The sequence below is a fragment of the Mesobacillus boroniphilus JCM 21738 genome (assembly GCF_000517385.1).
Classification (GTDB): domain Bacteria; phylum Bacillota; class Bacilli; order Bacillales; family Cytobacillaceae; genus Mesobacillus; species Mesobacillus boroniphilus.
In genome coordinates, this window is sequence record NZ_BAUW01000089.1 from 1 (window position 1) to 14,284 (window position 14,284).

Consider the following 14,284-nt stretch of genomic DNA (forward strand, 5'->3'; position numbering starts at 1 on the left):
AAGTCTATAGAAAGATTCTATAAGCCCGAAATGGGGGTTTGGTCCTGTAAAAGGTCCTATAGAAAGATTCTATAAGCCGAAATGGTGGTTGGTCCTGTAAAAGGTCCTATAGAAAGATTCTATAAGCCCGAAAAGGTGGTTGTTCTTGTAAAAGGTCCTATAGAAAGATTTTATAAGCGAAATGGGAGGAGAGCTTCTTAAAAGGCTTTATAGAAAGCTCTATAAACATGAAGCAAGGAGTTTGAGCTATTCTAAAAAATATAAAAGCTGCCATGTATCATGACAGCAAAATAATATCTATATATTCTCCTTCATCTTCTGATCGAGATGTTCAAGGATCATTCCCCAGGCTGAATCATGCCGGCTTTTGGATTGGTCATTAGGAAATCCTTTGTGTGTCAGGCTTAGTTGAGTTCCATTTTCTACTGGTTCCAGCTCGATTGTCACCAAGGTTTCGGCACCTTCTGTTCCTCCAGCACCTGTTAACCAGGTGAATTCAATCAGGCGGTCCGGAATTAGTCGTAGAAACCTTCCGTAATGCGGGTGTCGCTGCTCAACTAGATCTTCTTCGGTTTTAAAGACGGTCTCAAAAAAGAATACGGAATTTACCTCTGCCTTCATGATCAGCGTTCCGGGTGCGGCAAACCATGTATCGAAATTTTCAGTCCACGCTTGGTAGAGGCATCAGCCGGGGACTCCATTAACCGTTCAACTTTAAAACCGAGCGGCCTTGCTGAAAGGTCGGGTACTGTGATTGGTTCCATTATAAATTCTCCTTATCCGGTGGTATATCTTTCTTTTAAAAATGTAACAGATTGATCAATCAAAGCTTTTAAAACATCCACATCAATATCCGCAACTTTATTTATGTACACACATGCTTTCCCGGAAGTGTGTTTTCCGAACTCTTTCAACAACGCTTCTCTTTCTGTGTCGCCTGTAGCAAAATACAAACTGATCTTCGCTTTGCGAGGTGAGAAGCCTACTAGCGGCGCATCTCCTTCGTGACCAGATTCATATTTATAATGATAGGATCCAAACCCAATAATGCTCGGTCCCCACATTTTTGCCGGGTAACCTGTTGTTTCCGTAAAAATATCCAGAAGTCTATACGCATCCTCGCGCTTTTTCGGGCTGTCGACATTTTCAATGAACTCAATGACACTATTGTCGTTCTCCTTGGTTTTCAGTTCGTACATATACATTCTCCTTCCACAGACGGAATTCTAATTACTTCTGCAAGAAAAACCATATTCCTTCCTATTGTTAGCAGGTTTTCCTGGTGAAGGAGGTTCTAGACTTGATCTCCTCTGACATAATTTGGTCAAAGCTTTTCAACAGAATTGTGACTAATGTCACAACACAGTATTTTTTTACGCAGAATTTGATATGTTAATAGTGTAATAATAATAAATAACTTATTGGAGTGAAGAACATGATTGCAAAGTGGTTAAGAGAAAACAATATTGCTGCTGGTCTATTGGCTGTTATAAGAATATGGCTTGGATACAACTGGATGACTGCTGGATGGGGTAAATTGACTGGTGAAGGTTTTGACGCATCCGGTTACCTGAAAAATGCTGTGGCAAATCCGGTTAAAGGTCCAGACGGAAATGCAGTGTACGGTTGGTACGTGAACTTCCTTGAAAGCTTCGCGATTCCGAATGTAGAATTGTTCAACTTCATCGTTCCACTGGGAGAATTCCTTGTCGGACTCGGATTGCTGCTTGGAACTCTGACAACTGCTGCAATGTTCTTCGGTCTAGTGATGAACTTCAGTTTCTTCCTAGCCGGAACTGTATCTCACAACCCAACTGACATCTTCTTCGGATTCATCATCCTCTTCGCAGGCTACAACGCAGGTAAATATGGTTTAGACCGCTGGGTCGTACCATTTATCCGCAAAACAGTTTTCAAGCGCGGAGAAGAAGCTGCACGAAACGCTGCTTAACTTAGTTAAATCCCCCTTTAATATAATTCGGCTGCCAGGTATATCTCGGCAGCCATTTTTTTATCTAGGGAGCAAATCCTTCTGAAAAAGCAAAAGCATAGGAAAATCAATCCTATGCTTAGTCGCCTTTAATGAAATTATCTTCCGAAGAAATTTCCCATTGTGTTTCTGAAGTCATCAAATAGACCGTCTCTATTCCTGTTATTGCGGATATCATCTGCGAATGTACCATTCTGTCAAAGGCATTATTGTCTACAGAGACATATACATTGTCAATGCCTCTATGTGATTCGCGGACCTTTTGTTTAATTTGGCGTTCCAATCCATTGCCAAGGGCGGAATTTCTGTCTGCTCCTGCGTCGGTACCAGTTCCATTTCCCGTACCGAAAATGTTGTTGTTTCCACGATCACCTTTACCTGCATTCTGGCGTTTTTCATCTCCTGCATCACCATGGCCGTCAATGACTCCATCGTTTCCTGCACGGCTGTCATCCTGGTCCACTCGACCATTATCGGCAAAAGTCCTGCCGTTGCCATCCAAGGCACCATTGATTTCTGCATTTCCATCGTTCTCCGAGTCCGCAAGTCGAACAGCGACATATGCATTGTTTTCCGAGATGATGACTCGTGCGTCGTCTACTTCCGGCATCTGTTCTACCTGGCGTTCAGCGCGATCAGCCAGCTGGAGTCTGTTGCCTTCAGTTGCCGGTCCGCGTCTGACCTGGGAGATTTCCACCTGCTGGTCACGGTTATTGTCTGCTGCATTGTTATTGGCTCCGCATCCAGCCAATCCCATTGTAAAAACAGCACAGCCAGCGATGATTATTGATTTTTTCATTCCGTTCACTCCTTGTTGTGTATTCGTCCTTATGATGGCTTGAAATCCGTGCGCTATGCAAGGTGAAAGAGATTTTTTTAAAATGAAAGGGTCGGTTATGTAGAAAAAGAGCCTCTGTCATAATTCGTTCAAAACATTTCAACAGAATTGTGAATTCATTCACAAAAAAACACTATTTTCGAGATTTATTTGATATCTTATAAGTGTACTAATACTAAATAACTTATTGGAGTGAGGAACATGTTTGCTAAATGGTTAAGAGAAAACAATGTTGCTGCTGGTATATTGACTGTCATTAGGGTATGGCTTGGATACAACTGGATGACTGCTGGATGGGGCAAATTAACAGGTGAAGGTTTTGACGCTTCTGGTTACTTGAAAAATGCTGTAGCAAATCCGGTCAAAGGTCCAGACGGAAACGCGGTGTATGGATGGTACGTGAACTTCCTTGAAAGCTTCGCGATTCCGAATGTGGAAATCTTCAACTTCATCGTGCCACTGGGAGAATTCCTAGTAGGACTTGGTTTAATCCTGGGAACACTGACAACTGCTGCAATTTTCTTCGGTCTAGTGATGAACTTCAGCTTCTTCCTAGCTGGAACAGTATCTCACAATCCAACTGACATCTTCTTCGGCTTTATCATCCTGTTCGCAGGCTATAACGCTGGTAAATACGGTTTAGATCGCTGGGTCGTACCATTTATCCGCAAAACAGTTTTCAAACGCGGAGAAGAAGTCACTCGTAACGTAGCTTAACTTGATTTTAAATCCCCCTTTAAAATAAATTGGCTGCCGGGAAATCCCGGCAGCTTTTTTCTGTAAAAAACTCTTGTTTGATAAAAAGGAGTGAACGATTGTTTAAGCGAATAAAAAAATATACAACGATTAAAAGGGATTTGGAGAGTGCCGACAGTGCAAAAAATACATAAACCATGGATCAAGCTTAAGGAAAACATCAATGATGAGGATTATAAAATAATCAACCATCTTCAGGAACGGTGCCTTCAAAATGATCAAACGGCTCTAAAGCTGGAGCTTGATTACAAGCTCGGGGTCAGCGTTGACAGCAGCAAGGGTGTTCAGGATATAAATGAGTTCTTGTACTTCGATGGGGAGCTGCTGATTGGATATATGGGAATTTGCAGCTTTGGCGGTCTGTGGGAAGTGAATTTTTACGATTTGACAGAAAAATGGAGAATAGAAGACATTCGGCTTTTACAAAAGGAGGGGTATTAATAATAAAATTTAATGCGATCAAGAGGACAATTGAAGAGATGACCGGAATTTTGAAGAGTTTGGAGTGAAACACAAATCGTTCTGTCCCGGTTGCAGGCATGTTGTGAAAAATTCCAAACTTGAGTGTTGACAGTCAAGTCGATTTCATGATAAATTTATCTCGAATTAAAAATAATTGATTTTGAGATTTATTTTTTTGGAATAATATCTCGAATTCGAGATAAAAACAAAACAGGGGGATTTTTAAATGGCTAAATTTACAGTAGACCAGGCACACTCAGCATTAGGTTTTGAAGTGAAACACATGATGGTTTCAAAGGTAAAAGGACAATTCGGCTCTTATACAGCTGATGTTGAAGCAGCAGACCTAACAGATTTAACAACAGCTTCAATCGCATTTAAAATTGATGTAACAAGCATCGATACACGCAACGAAGACCGCGAAAATCATTTGAAATCAGCAGACTTCTTTGATGTTGAAAACTATCCAACAATCGATTTCAAATCTACGAGCATCACTCGCGATGGAGATGATTACAAAGTAACTGGTGACCTGACAATCAAGGACGTAACAAAGCCAGTAACATTCGATGTTGAATTCGGCGGCAAAGGTACAAACCCATGGGGAGTGGAAGTATACGGTTTCGAAGCAGAAGCAAAAGTGAACCGCGAAGAATTCGGTCTTACATGGAATGCTCCACTAGAAACAGGCGGCGTACTAGTCGGCAAAGACATCAAGATCAAAGTAGAATTAGAAGTGAATCCAGCATAATTTAGTTGGTGTAACCGCTCAGGGGTTGAAAGACTCCGGGGCGGTTTTTTGGTTTGTTTTGGTGGCGGTGGAATGTTGGGGTTGAGTTTAGGTGCTAATGAGGAAAAGCTGTCAAGAAAAAGAGGTAATCGTGACAGGTTTGGATGCTGATGAGGAAAAGCTGTCAAGAAAGTGCCGTTATTTTGACAGGTTTGGATGCTGATGAGGAAAAGCTGTCAAGAAAACGAGATAATCGTGACAGGTATGGGTGCTAATGAGGAAAAGCTGTCAAGAAAAAGAGGTAATCGTGACAGGTTTGGATGCTGATGAGGAAAAGCTGTCAAGAAAAAGAGGTTATTGTGACAGGTATGGGTGCTGATGAGGAAAAGCTGTCAAGAAAAGAGGTTATTGTGACAGGTATGGGTGCTGATGAAGAAAAGCTGTCAAGAAAACGAGATAATCGTGACAGGTTTGGAGTGCTGATGAGGAAAAGCTGTCAAGAAAAAGAGGAACTTCAGACAGGTTTGGCGCAAAACGGAGAAAAGCTGTCAGAAGTAAGGTCAACTTCATACAGGTCTAGCATTAAACGGAGTCAAGCTGTCAAAAGAAAGCGCAACTTCACACAGCTTGCCGCCAAACGAAGAAAAGCTGTCAAAAGAAAGGGTAGAATCCAATCCAAATCCACCTGGCCATCAGCTTACATGATTGGGTGCTGAAAACTCACCTTGTTTATATTCGGAAAATTCGGTATTTTATTGATTAAGGAAGTTACCAATATTTTAAAGGTGGTGATTGGATGACTCGTCTATTATGGGCTTTATCAATAGCTCAATTTCTGGCCATGCAGGTATGGTTTAACTTTTCTGCGGTTATGCCTGTTGTGGAAAAAGAATGGGATTTATCCTCGACGGAATCGGGGATTATCGTCGCGTTTTTTCATATAGGCTACGTGGCAGCGGTGTTTTTTTACAGCTTTTTGAGTGATCGCTATAATCCGAAATTTTCATTTATGTATGGAGCGTTGATTGCTGGCGTGTCGGGTGTTCTTTTTAGTGCATTGGCGCAAGGGTTTTGGTCGGCTTTACTGTTGAGGTTTATTTCAGGAATTGGTATTGCGGGAATTTATGTCCCGGGTATGAAAATTGTTGCCCAAACATCTAGCGATAAGATCAGGGGTGCGGCGCTGGGTCTTTTTGTAGGCTCGCTCGTCGTTGGCTCAGGCTTTTCGTTACTGGTCTCTGGGTTATTCATTAACCTGGTAGGCTGGAAAGGTGTAATTTTCATAACTTCCTGTTCTGCAATCCTAGCATCCGTGTTGATTTATTTTTCGAGCATACCTGAAAACATCCATGTCCACAATCAACGTTTGAGTATGGCGCTTTTAAAGCGGGTGCTCACTAAGAAAAACCTGCTGGTGAACATCAGCTATACTGGCCACTGTTGGGAACTGTATGCGATGTGGGCTTGGATTGGTCCTTTTATGGTGTATTACTTTCAGACTCATGAGGTCAGTAATGCTATTTCTGTCGGTAATTTTATCGGTGCGTTTGTTGTGATGATTGGCGGAATTGCCAGTTTTATAGGCGGGAGAATGTCCGATTCCTTCGGCAGGTTAAAATCAATCAAGCTGTTCATTTACATCAGCATTTGCTGTTCACTGACGATTGGCTGGCTGACACCTGCGAGTATGTGGATTTTGCTTCCGATTGTTTTCATATATGGATTTACGATTATTGCAGATTCACCGATCTACAATACGATGATCACGGAAATTTCTGATCCAGAGATAACGGGTATTGCATTGGGAATCCAATCAGTATTAGGGTTCAGTGCAACAATTTTTTCTCCGATGATTTTTGGCATACTGCTCGATTATTTTAATTGGGGCGTTGCTTTTACAACAATTGGCGCAATGACAATCATAACGCCAATTTGCATTTCGTTTTTAATGAAGAGATTGAGTGAGGGTGTAAAGGTTGCCTGAACTGTATTTCTGGTTCGAAAAACATTATCTTTTAACCTGGAATTTTGGTATAATTTTACCAAAATAACTTTAAGCAAGAGGTACATACTTTGACAAAATCTAAACTGCAGTTTTGGCTGATTCAAATTTTGCTTATATCGACGATCATTTATGTTTCTACCAAGATTTCCTTTATGTTTGAGCCGATTGGGGTTTTTATCTCAACCGTGTTCTTTCCGATTCTGATTACCGGCTTTCTCTATTTCCTGCTGAATCCGGTAGTGGATTTTCTGGTACGCAAGAAACTACCTCGGGTACTCGCAATATTGATCATTTATGTGGTGTTTGGGGCGCTTCTTGTTTTGGCGATCGGGAATTTGGTTCCGGCGGTTTCCAAGCAGGCAACAGAGCTTGCTAATGATCTGCCTGTTTTTGCTGACAAGACAACTGAGTATTTTTACGATGTAGTTCAGTCTTCTGAGTTTAAAAGCTTTAGGGATGAGCAGCGTGAAATGATTGATACGGTGCAGGAGCGCGTAATTGAGTATGCAAACACGATACCGACTAAACTGACGAATGGACTCAAGGGCTTTTTGGGCATCGTCACCAATATCGCGATCATCCTTGTTACCGTCCCATTTTTACTGTTTTATATGTTCAAGGACGGGCACAGGTTCCCGGATGCTGTTTCCAAGTTCATTCCGAAAGATTACCGGGATGAGGGGCTTAAAATCCTGAAAGAAACTGGTGAAACACTGGCTTCATATATCCAGGGACAGGTAACGGTCGCCTCCGCTGTTGGGATTTTGGCTTTTATCGGGTATCTAATCATTGATTTGCGCTATGCCTTGATTCTGGCGTTAATCGTCGCCTTCACAAACATTATCCCGTATGTCGGGCCGATTATTGGCGGGGCGCCTGCAGTGCTGGTGGGTCTCTTTGATTCTCCGACAAAGGCTTTGCTGGTTGTAGTGGTTATCCTGATAGCGCAGCAAATCGAAGGGAATTTGCTGTCTCCGCTTATCCTTGGAAAAACCCTGGATACCCATCCGGCAACGATCATCATTATTTTATTGGCTGCCGGGAATCTGGCTGGCGTTCTGGGAATGGTGTTAGCTGTCCCAACCTACGCCGTCTCAAAAACAATCGTATTGAACTTGGTCCGATTTTTAAGAGCAAGGAAAAGGGCAACGATCACCACAGAAGTAACCTGAGTCATACACTAACATGAGAATCCTGGATTAGACTTTGGGCGATAGAGCTGTCTGTATTGAAGCTGCTATCGCTTTTTTATTAGCAGGGTTTTGTAATGTGCCCGTAACGAAGGACCGACCCGATCAAAATAAGGTTTCATAGGAGGTTATATGTCCGAGGAAAAAAGAGAGCGGTTGAAATCCAGGGAACAGCGGAAGAATCCCGGAGCGGCTTTGAACAATGGCTGGGCTCAGGCGATGACAGGGTCACCAAGCAGTGGTTGTTTGGTAAATGTGCTATCGATCGTGATTATAGTGGGGGTTATTTTGATAATTAGAGCATGCTCACAGTAGTAAACAGGGGGGATAGCATGAGGGCTATATTGAGTTTTATATTGTTGCTGGTCGGTGCTCTTTAAATTGGAATTACGGTTGAGAATTCTATTGTCGGAACAAGCGTTGTCAAATCAATTGGGGCTTTATGCATGATTGGATTCTGGAGGACGTTCCTAAAAGGGAAGATAAATTATATTAACTTTATTATTATTTCTAAGTAAGGTGGGAGATGGTATGAGGAAGTGAATGTGGCTGTTACTATTGGTGGTTTTAATTATTGTGGCTTCAATCGCCATAATACTAAAGCCGAATGAAGCAGACTTTGCGAGCTGGATGGAAGAGACGTATGAAATACAATGCCTTGATGAACGCTGTAGTGCCTTTCATATTGAAGAAGGTGATGAAAAAATCTTATTGCAATCGATGCAAGGTAGTTATTCACCAGGAATTTTTCAAATGAGAGTGCATGAGGCCTACCGAAATCTTGAGGATCCTTCCTATTATCTAGAACTTGAAGCAGCGGTTTTTTTTGGAAAAATAATGATTGAAGAGGAAAAGTTAAAAAGAGTAAATAAGAGATAATGTGATGCTTTTCAGATATGGGAAAGCATTTTTTTGTGAAATGCATGTAAGGTTTACTTGACACCAAAAGGGGATCCTTGTAAATTTAATGTAAGGTTAACCTGACACCAAAAGGAATACTTGTAAATTGTATGTAAGGTTAACCTTACATAGGAAGAGGTATTTATCTTGAAAAACAAAGTGAAACAATTTAGGGAACAATTCGGCTTAACACAAGCGCAGCTGGGCCAGAGGGTAAATGTGTCACGCCAGGCGATCAATGCGATTGAAAAAAACAAATTTGATCCTTCCATCTGGCTGGCCTATGACTTAGCAAAATTTTTCAATATGACGATCGAAGAATTATTTGAATTTGAGGAGAGTGAGCGAAAGTGAGTTTACTGAAACATCCGGTTGTTAATATTCTGTTCATTAGTTTTATGTCCGCAATCTATTCATTCATTTTTCTTTTTACAGCTGGCCATATGGAATTTATAAGCATACTTTCACATAGTAAAACACTGAACTCGGACTTTTGGAACGGGTGGTCTGACTTTTTAAAAACAGGCAATATGAAATTCATTGGTTACTTGATCATCGGATTAACTGTAGTGATTATGGTTTTTATTCTTTTAAAAAGAACGAAGCAATACGATGAATATCAAGTGAGTATATTAGCGAAAAGCCTGTTTTTGGCCGGAGTTTTATCAATCATTATGATTCCATTTCTGATGATCATGCTTTTAAGTGACCCAAACTACAGTACGGAAACCATTTTCTTATTTGCGACGATCCAATGGGTTGGTGTTTTGGTTTCGTATTTATTTTTTGTAGTGCGGTCTTGAGTACGAACTTTTTTCCATAAAAGTACAGGGACTTTTCAATACTCAGAACTCCATAACTGAACATAATAAAAGAGGGTTTTTATTAAACGATGGAGGACTAGATTGGATGAGCGAAACAAAAGATGAACTTAAAGAACAGCTTAATGTATTAACAGCCCGCCGGGACAGGATGCAGAAGAATCTCTACGAGGTGGAGAAGGAAATTGCGGAAATCACCAATAAGCTGGCTAAGATGAAATAAAGGCGATACAAGATGGAGGTATATAAAATCTGGCGAAGTGATCGTCCGAGTGGCCCCCAAGTATTTGTTGACAAGCTTTGCATACGCATTTAATATTTACTTAATAATTGAATACTCCTAAAGGGGAGTAGCTTTTACAGCAAGGTCGTCATTACGGAGTTCTTGACTCTCGGCTTTGTTGGCAACCACTGTTGTTAGCAAGACCTTTACCATATTAGCGGTAAAGGTCTTTTTTGTCTGAAAAACCTTTGCCTGTAAAAACGGTAAAGGTTTTTTCTTTTTTGGATGACCAATAAACTTAAGGAGAATGACATGGAAAAATGGTTAATTGGGATAATGGAGGAATTTGGCTATGCAGGGGTTATGTTTTTGATTGCACTTGAAAACATCTTTCCTCCAATACCATCCGAAGTTATTTTAACTTTTGCTGGATTTATGACTGCTTCAACGGATCTTAGCATTACGGGCGTTATCCTTTCTTCTACCGTGGGATCACTGTTGGGCGCTGTATTGCTATATGGACTAGGGAGGCAGTTGGGTGTGGATAAGTTGGAGAGGATTGTTGATAAATGGGGATATCTTCTTCGGGTAACTAAAAATGATATTTACAAAGCGGATTCCTGGTTTGATCGTTATGGAGCCTGGACTGTTTTATTTTGCCGTGTTATTCCTTTACTTCGCAGTCTGATTTCCATCCCTGCCGGCATTTCAGAGATGAGATTTAGGACTTTCCTGCTTTTTACAACAATTGGTACGCTAATCTGGAATTCGATTCTCGTCTATTTAGGTGCCACTGTCGGAGCTTCCTGGGAGGAGATTGTTAAGTATATAGATATTTACTCTAAGTTTATTTATATAATTCTACTACTGATCGCAGTCAGCCTGTTATTAGTGTTGGTTTTAAGGAAAAGGAAATGATAGGAATAAGAAGCAAAGGGAACCTAAGCAGTTTCCTTTTTGCTCCTTTTAGAGGGAATAATCTCCTGTTTATTGAATTCAATAAAGAAGATTCAAGCTGGTGATCAAAAATAAGGTGGTCTTCGATGAAGTTTAATCGTTTGGTATGGATCATATTTGTTCCTTTATTCTTATTTTTCCTGGGCCTGTTCTATGTTGAAGTGTCCGTTTATTCGCTTTTGCCTCCTGAACACGGTGGAATGAGTTTTTGGACAGAATTGAAGTATGTCTGGTATTGTTCCGTATGGTTTTATGCCATGGTCCTGGTTGCTTCCTATATTCAGTATTTGCGTTTTAAACATAAACGGAAATAGCTGTATAAAAAAATGTCCCTCCAAATTTGGAAGGACATTATTACTATTAGGTATCGTTTGCGAGTTCTTTTCGGTTAGGAGCAAGTGGAGGTTGTTCTAACCATTTATTTTTTTCCATAATATCAAACCACTTCTTTGTCACCATTAAATTTTTCAGGATTATGGTTTCATAAGTAGCTATAATGTCTGTCCGCATGGCAGATGCCAATCCGGTTCCGTGATAGACTTGAGCAGCCTGGAATAAGAAGCCGGTATGATACATCATCAGTTTATCCGAGAATGGAGAGTCCGTAGATGTCGTGACTTCTGTTTCCCATGACCTGGGAGTGGGCAGATTATCATCGTGCATGATTTTCGAAAAGGTTTGTATTTGATGGTCAGCTGTTTTCTCTGAATCCATTAAAAACTTTCTAACTTCTTTTGATTGGGCTACTTGACTGAAAGCAATAGAGAGAGTTTTTGCCATAATATTCTTTTTTATGTTGAAGGAAATACTTATAATTTCTGTCGCAGATAAACATCTTCCTTTTCCGAAAATCCCATCTGTAAAATCCCTGCTAACAATAAATTCAGGCTTTTTGGCGGGATAAAATAAAGGATCTCTCTGAAAATTGCCTTTCTCGAGTAATAGTTCAATTGTCTGGTGATACATTCTCTTCCCATCGTTATCAGATGAATCGTAAAAATCCCTCAGGTCTTTTCGGATAGAAACGCCTAAGGCAGTGACATGTCCAGTCAATCCATGCAATGTCATGATATGTAAGTAATTTAAACAAAAAATGTCCGAGAACAACCTTTTTGCACCTTTATTTATATCCGCTTCACTAAATCCCACAGGAATGGGAAAGCCTTCATTCTCTAAAAATGTTACCATTTGCTTCTTTTGTCGTTCGAATGTTGAAATAGCGTCCTCAAAAATAGCTTTGATCGCTTCATCTTCAATAATTGTGAACATATATCTATTCACTGTATCTATCATTGTCCCATTTACATATTCGCCCCACAAGGATCCTATCTCAGAAGAAGTTAGTTGTATTTTTTCCCTGTCCATATTTTCACCTCCACGATATTATTTCCTCATACAGGGGAAATATGAATGTAGACACTCAATATCAAATAAATAGAGTTTTCCGAACATGCACTATCACCGCTTTCTATTGACAACAGTGGGAATGGAAGTCCCTGCGGTAAAAAAATCATTGACACTATTAAGCTATAGGAGTAATTTATACTTATTAATTTAATAAAGACCTTTTTGCTGAATCTTTTGAGCGGGGGGACCAATTTTGATAAAGCTACTTTATCTTGGGGTGAATTTTAGCGAATGAAGCTAAAAAGGGATACTCTCAATCCCTAATCCGACAGCTAACTCCGTAAGCCGTGAAGAGAGAAGTTGATGATATTAACATTGGCCATTCTTATTAGGGATGGTCTTTTTGTGCTTGCATCGTTTAAATAAAAAACTAAGAAAAGAAGGTATTATCGTGTCGAAAGTAACTAAAAGGAACTGGTTAAAGCCTGCGCAAATCATTGTATTTTTTTATGTCATTGCCGTATTGATTTCGGCGTCGCTCCTCAGTCTCCCTATTGCTCTCAAGCCGGGAGTGAGTTGGACATTTATTGATGTTTTATTTACGGCAGTCAGTGCGGTCAGTGTAACCGGGCTAGCGGTTGTATCGACACCGGATACCTTTAGTACACCGGGCGTTTTCATATTAATGTTCATCCTTCAGTTTGGCGGAATCGGCATCATGACACTCGGTACATTTTTTTGGATGTTGCTGCGAAGGAAAATCGGTCTTAAGGATCGGCAGTTAATCATGACCGACCAAAACCAATCTCAAATGTCTGGCCTGGTCAAACTCATGAGGCAAATTTTGGCCATCATCCTTTTGATCGAGGCGGTTGGAGCTCTCATATTAGGAACGTATTTTCTTGGCTATTTCCCGACATGGCAAGAAGCCTATCTGCAAGGCTTATTTGCAGCTGTAAGTGCAACGACGAACGCTGGTTTTGATATTACAGGGAGTTCGTTGATTCCTTTTGCGCATGATTATTTCGTGCAAACGGTGAACATCATTCTTTTAACCTTAGGGGCGATTGGATTCCCGGTTTTAGTTGAAGTAAAGGAATATTTCGTCAATCGGAAAAAGCAGCGTAAAGGCCATTTTTCTCTGTATACAAAATTGACTACGTTAACCTTCTTTGCGCTTATGTTTTTCGGTACATTCGCGATCCTGCTCTTTGAATTTAATCATTTCTTCAAGGACTATAGCTGGCATGAATCGTTTTTTTATGCCTGGTTCCAGTCGTCTTCAACAAGAAATGGCGGGCTTGCTACGATGAATGTGAGTGATTTCTCTAACCCGACCTTACTGCTTCTTTGCTTTCTAATGTTTATTGGAGCTTCGCCAAGTTCTGTGGGCGGCGGCATAAGGACGACTACTTTTGCGGTCATCATTTTGCTGATTGTCAATTTTGCAAAGGGGCATAATACAATCAAGGTGTTTGGACGTGAGCTGCATGAAGAAGATATTCGGAAATCAGTAGTTGTAAGCTTTTTGGCAATTATCCTCTGTTTTGCGGCGGTGGTCATATTGAATGCAACTGAAAATTTTACGATGATGGAAATCATGTTCGAAGTAAGCTCAGCATTCGGGACGACAGGGTTGTCCATGGGGATAACGCCTGAACTAAGTACAGCAGGTAAAGTCGTCATCATTTCACTGATGTTCATAGGAAGAATAGGAATTCTATCTTTTATCTTCTTATTCAACCGAGGAAAACTAGAGCCAAAATGCCATTATCCGAAAGAAAGATTGATTGTAGGATAAGGGTTTCAGGAAGTATTAGGTGGAGGAAGTTGCCTAATGCTTCTTTTTAAAGTAATGAAGGTGCACACCAGAAATCAGCTTAGCCTCGGCGGTGCGATAACGGTAGAGTGCAGGATCTTTGTAGACAATGAATTGATTTATCCTGATCATGAGCGAAGTTAAAAAATTATTTAGTTTAAATGAAAGACGCCTCTCCCGTGAAAGGCGTCTTTCTTCTTATTTCTGGATAAGAAAGCATAAATTTATCCACTTAGATTAGTGTCT

21 protein-coding genes and 1 riboswitch are annotated in these 14,284 nt (G+C 40.6%); of the genes, 16 read left to right on the top strand and 5 right to left on the bottom strand.

Annotation, left to right across the window (positions count from 1 at the left end; all coding sequences use genetic code 11):
- Nucleotides 1-297: 297 nt before the first annotated feature.
- The 3 genes from JCM21738_RS17905 to JCM21738_RS17910 are packed head-to-tail and all read right to left on the bottom strand — an operon-like array spanning nucleotide 298 to nucleotide 1,199.
- Entirely contained in the window at nucleotides 298-621 is a 324-nt protein-coding gene (locus JCM21738_RS17905; protein ID WP_369385775.1) for an SRPBCC family protein, read from the bottom strand.
- 2 nt (nucleotides 622-623) lie between these two features.
- Nucleotides 624-764, bottom strand: a complete 141-nt coding sequence (locus tag JCM21738_RS27510) for a hypothetical protein (protein WP_369385776.1) — start codon at nucleotides 762-764, stop codon at nucleotides 624-626.
- Between the two features lie 12 nt (nucleotides 765-776).
- On the bottom strand, nucleotides 777-1,199 hold the full coding sequence (locus tag JCM21738_RS17910) for a DUF1801 domain-containing protein (protein WP_023626138.1): 423 nt from the start codon (nucleotides 1,197-1,199) through the stop codon (nucleotides 777-779).
- A gap of 236 nt (nucleotides 1,200-1,435) precedes the next feature.
- Here JCM21738_RS17910 and JCM21738_RS17915 point away from each other — a divergent pair, with 236 nt between their 5' ends.
- Complete coding sequence (locus tag JCM21738_RS17915; protein WP_023626137.1) at nucleotides 1,436-1,951, top strand: DoxX family membrane protein; 516 nt, start codon at nucleotides 1,436-1,438, stop codon at nucleotides 1,949-1,951.
- 118 nt (nucleotides 1,952-2,069) lie between these two features.
- On the opposite strand, the gene JCM21738_RS17920 is transcribed toward JCM21738_RS17915, so the two are convergent.
- A complete protein-coding gene (locus JCM21738_RS17920; protein WP_035209814.1) occupies nucleotides 2,070-2,789 on the bottom strand; it encodes a YhcN/YlaJ family sporulation lipoprotein in 720 nt (239 codons plus the stop codon).
- A 240-nt stretch (nucleotides 2,790-3,029) separates the two neighbouring features.
- Between JCM21738_RS17920 and JCM21738_RS17925 the strand changes: the two genes are divergently transcribed.
- The 13 genes from JCM21738_RS17925 (at nucleotide 3,030) to JCM21738_RS17980 (ending at nucleotide 11,186) form a co-directional block, all read left to right on the top strand.
- Nucleotides 3,030-3,545, top strand: coding sequence for a DoxX family protein (locus tag JCM21738_RS17925; protein WP_023626135.1), 516 nt, complete (start codon nucleotides 3,030-3,032; stop codon nucleotides 3,543-3,545).
- A 156-nt stretch (nucleotides 3,546-3,701) separates the two neighbouring features.
- On the top strand, nucleotides 3,702-4,025 hold the full coding sequence (locus tag JCM21738_RS17930; RefSeq protein ID WP_023626134.1) for a hypothetical protein: 324 nt from the start codon (nucleotides 3,702-3,704) through the stop codon (nucleotides 4,023-4,025).
- Nucleotides 4,026-4,272: 247 nt separating this feature from the next.
- Nucleotides 4,273-4,797: a YceI family protein gene (locus JCM21738_RS17935; protein ID WP_023626133.1), complete on the top strand. Its 525-nt coding sequence runs from the start codon at nucleotides 4,273-4,275 to the stop codon at nucleotides 4,795-4,797.
- A 299-nt stretch (nucleotides 4,798-5,096) separates the two neighbouring features.
- The gene (locus JCM21738_RS17940) at nucleotides 5,097-5,492 is read left to right on the top strand and encodes a hypothetical protein (RefSeq protein WP_035209817.1); all 396 of its coding nucleotides are present in this window, start codon (nucleotides 5,097-5,099) and stop codon (nucleotides 5,490-5,492) included.
- An 80-nt stretch (nucleotides 5,493-5,572) separates the two neighbouring features.
- On the top strand, nucleotides 5,573-6,760 hold the full coding sequence (locus JCM21738_RS17945; RefSeq protein WP_023626132.1) for an MFS transporter: 1,188 nt from the start codon (nucleotides 5,573-5,575) through the stop codon (nucleotides 6,758-6,760).
- Nucleotides 6,761-6,849: 89 nt separating this feature from the next.
- Complete coding sequence (locus JCM21738_RS17950) at nucleotides 6,850-7,953, top strand: AI-2E family transporter (RefSeq protein WP_023626131.1); 1,104 nt, start codon at nucleotides 6,850-6,852, stop codon at nucleotides 7,951-7,953.
- A gap of 150 nt (nucleotides 7,954-8,103) precedes the next feature.
- Complete coding sequence (locus JCM21738_RS17955) at nucleotides 8,104-8,286, top strand: hypothetical protein (protein WP_023626130.1); 183 nt, start codon at nucleotides 8,104-8,106, stop codon at nucleotides 8,284-8,286.
- A 228-nt stretch (nucleotides 8,287-8,514) separates the two neighbouring features.
- Nucleotides 8,515-8,850 (top strand): hypothetical protein, encoded by a 336-nt coding sequence (locus JCM21738_RS17960; RefSeq protein ID WP_023626129.1) that lies wholly within the window; start codon nucleotides 8,515-8,517, stop codon nucleotides 8,848-8,850.
- Nucleotides 8,851-9,018: 168 nt separating this feature from the next.
- Nucleotides 9,019-9,225 (top strand): helix-turn-helix transcriptional regulator, encoded by a 207-nt coding sequence (locus tag JCM21738_RS17965; RefSeq protein WP_023626128.1) that lies wholly within the window; start codon nucleotides 9,019-9,021, stop codon nucleotides 9,223-9,225.
- Entirely contained in the window at nucleotides 9,222-9,674 is a 453-nt protein-coding gene (locus tag JCM21738_RS17970) for a hypothetical protein (RefSeq protein ID WP_023626127.1), read from the top strand. The genes JCM21738_RS17965 and JCM21738_RS17970 overlap by 4 nt, the downstream gene beginning before the upstream one ends.
- 106 nt (nucleotides 9,675-9,780) lie before the next feature.
- Nucleotides 9,781-9,915 (top strand): hypothetical protein, encoded by a 135-nt coding sequence (locus tag JCM21738_RS26860; RefSeq protein ID WP_023626126.1) that lies wholly within the window; start codon nucleotides 9,781-9,783, stop codon nucleotides 9,913-9,915.
- Between the two features lie 312 nt (nucleotides 9,916-10,227).
- Nucleotides 10,228-10,833, top strand: coding sequence for a DedA family protein (locus JCM21738_RS17975; RefSeq protein ID WP_023626125.1), 606 nt, complete (start codon nucleotides 10,228-10,230; stop codon nucleotides 10,831-10,833).
- 125 nt (nucleotides 10,834-10,958) lie between these two features.
- The gene (locus tag JCM21738_RS17980) at nucleotides 10,959-11,186 is read left to right on the top strand and encodes a hypothetical protein (protein ID WP_023626124.1); all 228 of its coding nucleotides are present in this window, start codon (nucleotides 10,959-10,961) and stop codon (nucleotides 11,184-11,186) included.
- 46 nt (nucleotides 11,187-11,232) lie between these two features.
- Here the strand turns inward: JCM21738_RS17980 and JCM21738_RS17985 are convergent, their stop codons facing one another.
- The gene (locus JCM21738_RS17985; RefSeq protein ID WP_023626123.1) at nucleotides 11,233-12,237 is read right to left on the bottom strand and encodes a DUF3231 family protein; all 1,005 of its coding nucleotides are present in this window, start codon (nucleotides 12,235-12,237) and stop codon (nucleotides 11,233-11,235) included.
- A 195-nt stretch (nucleotides 12,238-12,432) separates the two neighbouring features.
- Nucleotides 12,433-12,581: riboswitch (cyclic di-AMP (ydaO/yuaA leader) on the top strand.
- Nucleotides 12,582-12,670: 89 nt separating this feature from the next.
- Here JCM21738_RS17985 and JCM21738_RS17990 point away from each other — a divergent pair.
- Together JCM21738_RS17990 and JCM21738_RS26865 are read left to right on the top strand one after the other, a co-directional pair.
- On the top strand, nucleotides 12,671-14,020 hold the full coding sequence (locus tag JCM21738_RS17990) for a TrkH family potassium uptake protein (protein ID WP_023626122.1): 1,350 nt from the start codon (nucleotides 12,671-12,673) through the stop codon (nucleotides 14,018-14,020).
- Between the two features lie 36 nt (nucleotides 14,021-14,056).
- Entirely contained in the window at nucleotides 14,057-14,182 is a 126-nt protein-coding gene (locus JCM21738_RS26865) for a hypothetical protein (RefSeq protein ID WP_023626121.1), read from the top strand.
- Nucleotides 14,183-14,284 lie beyond the last annotated feature (102 nt).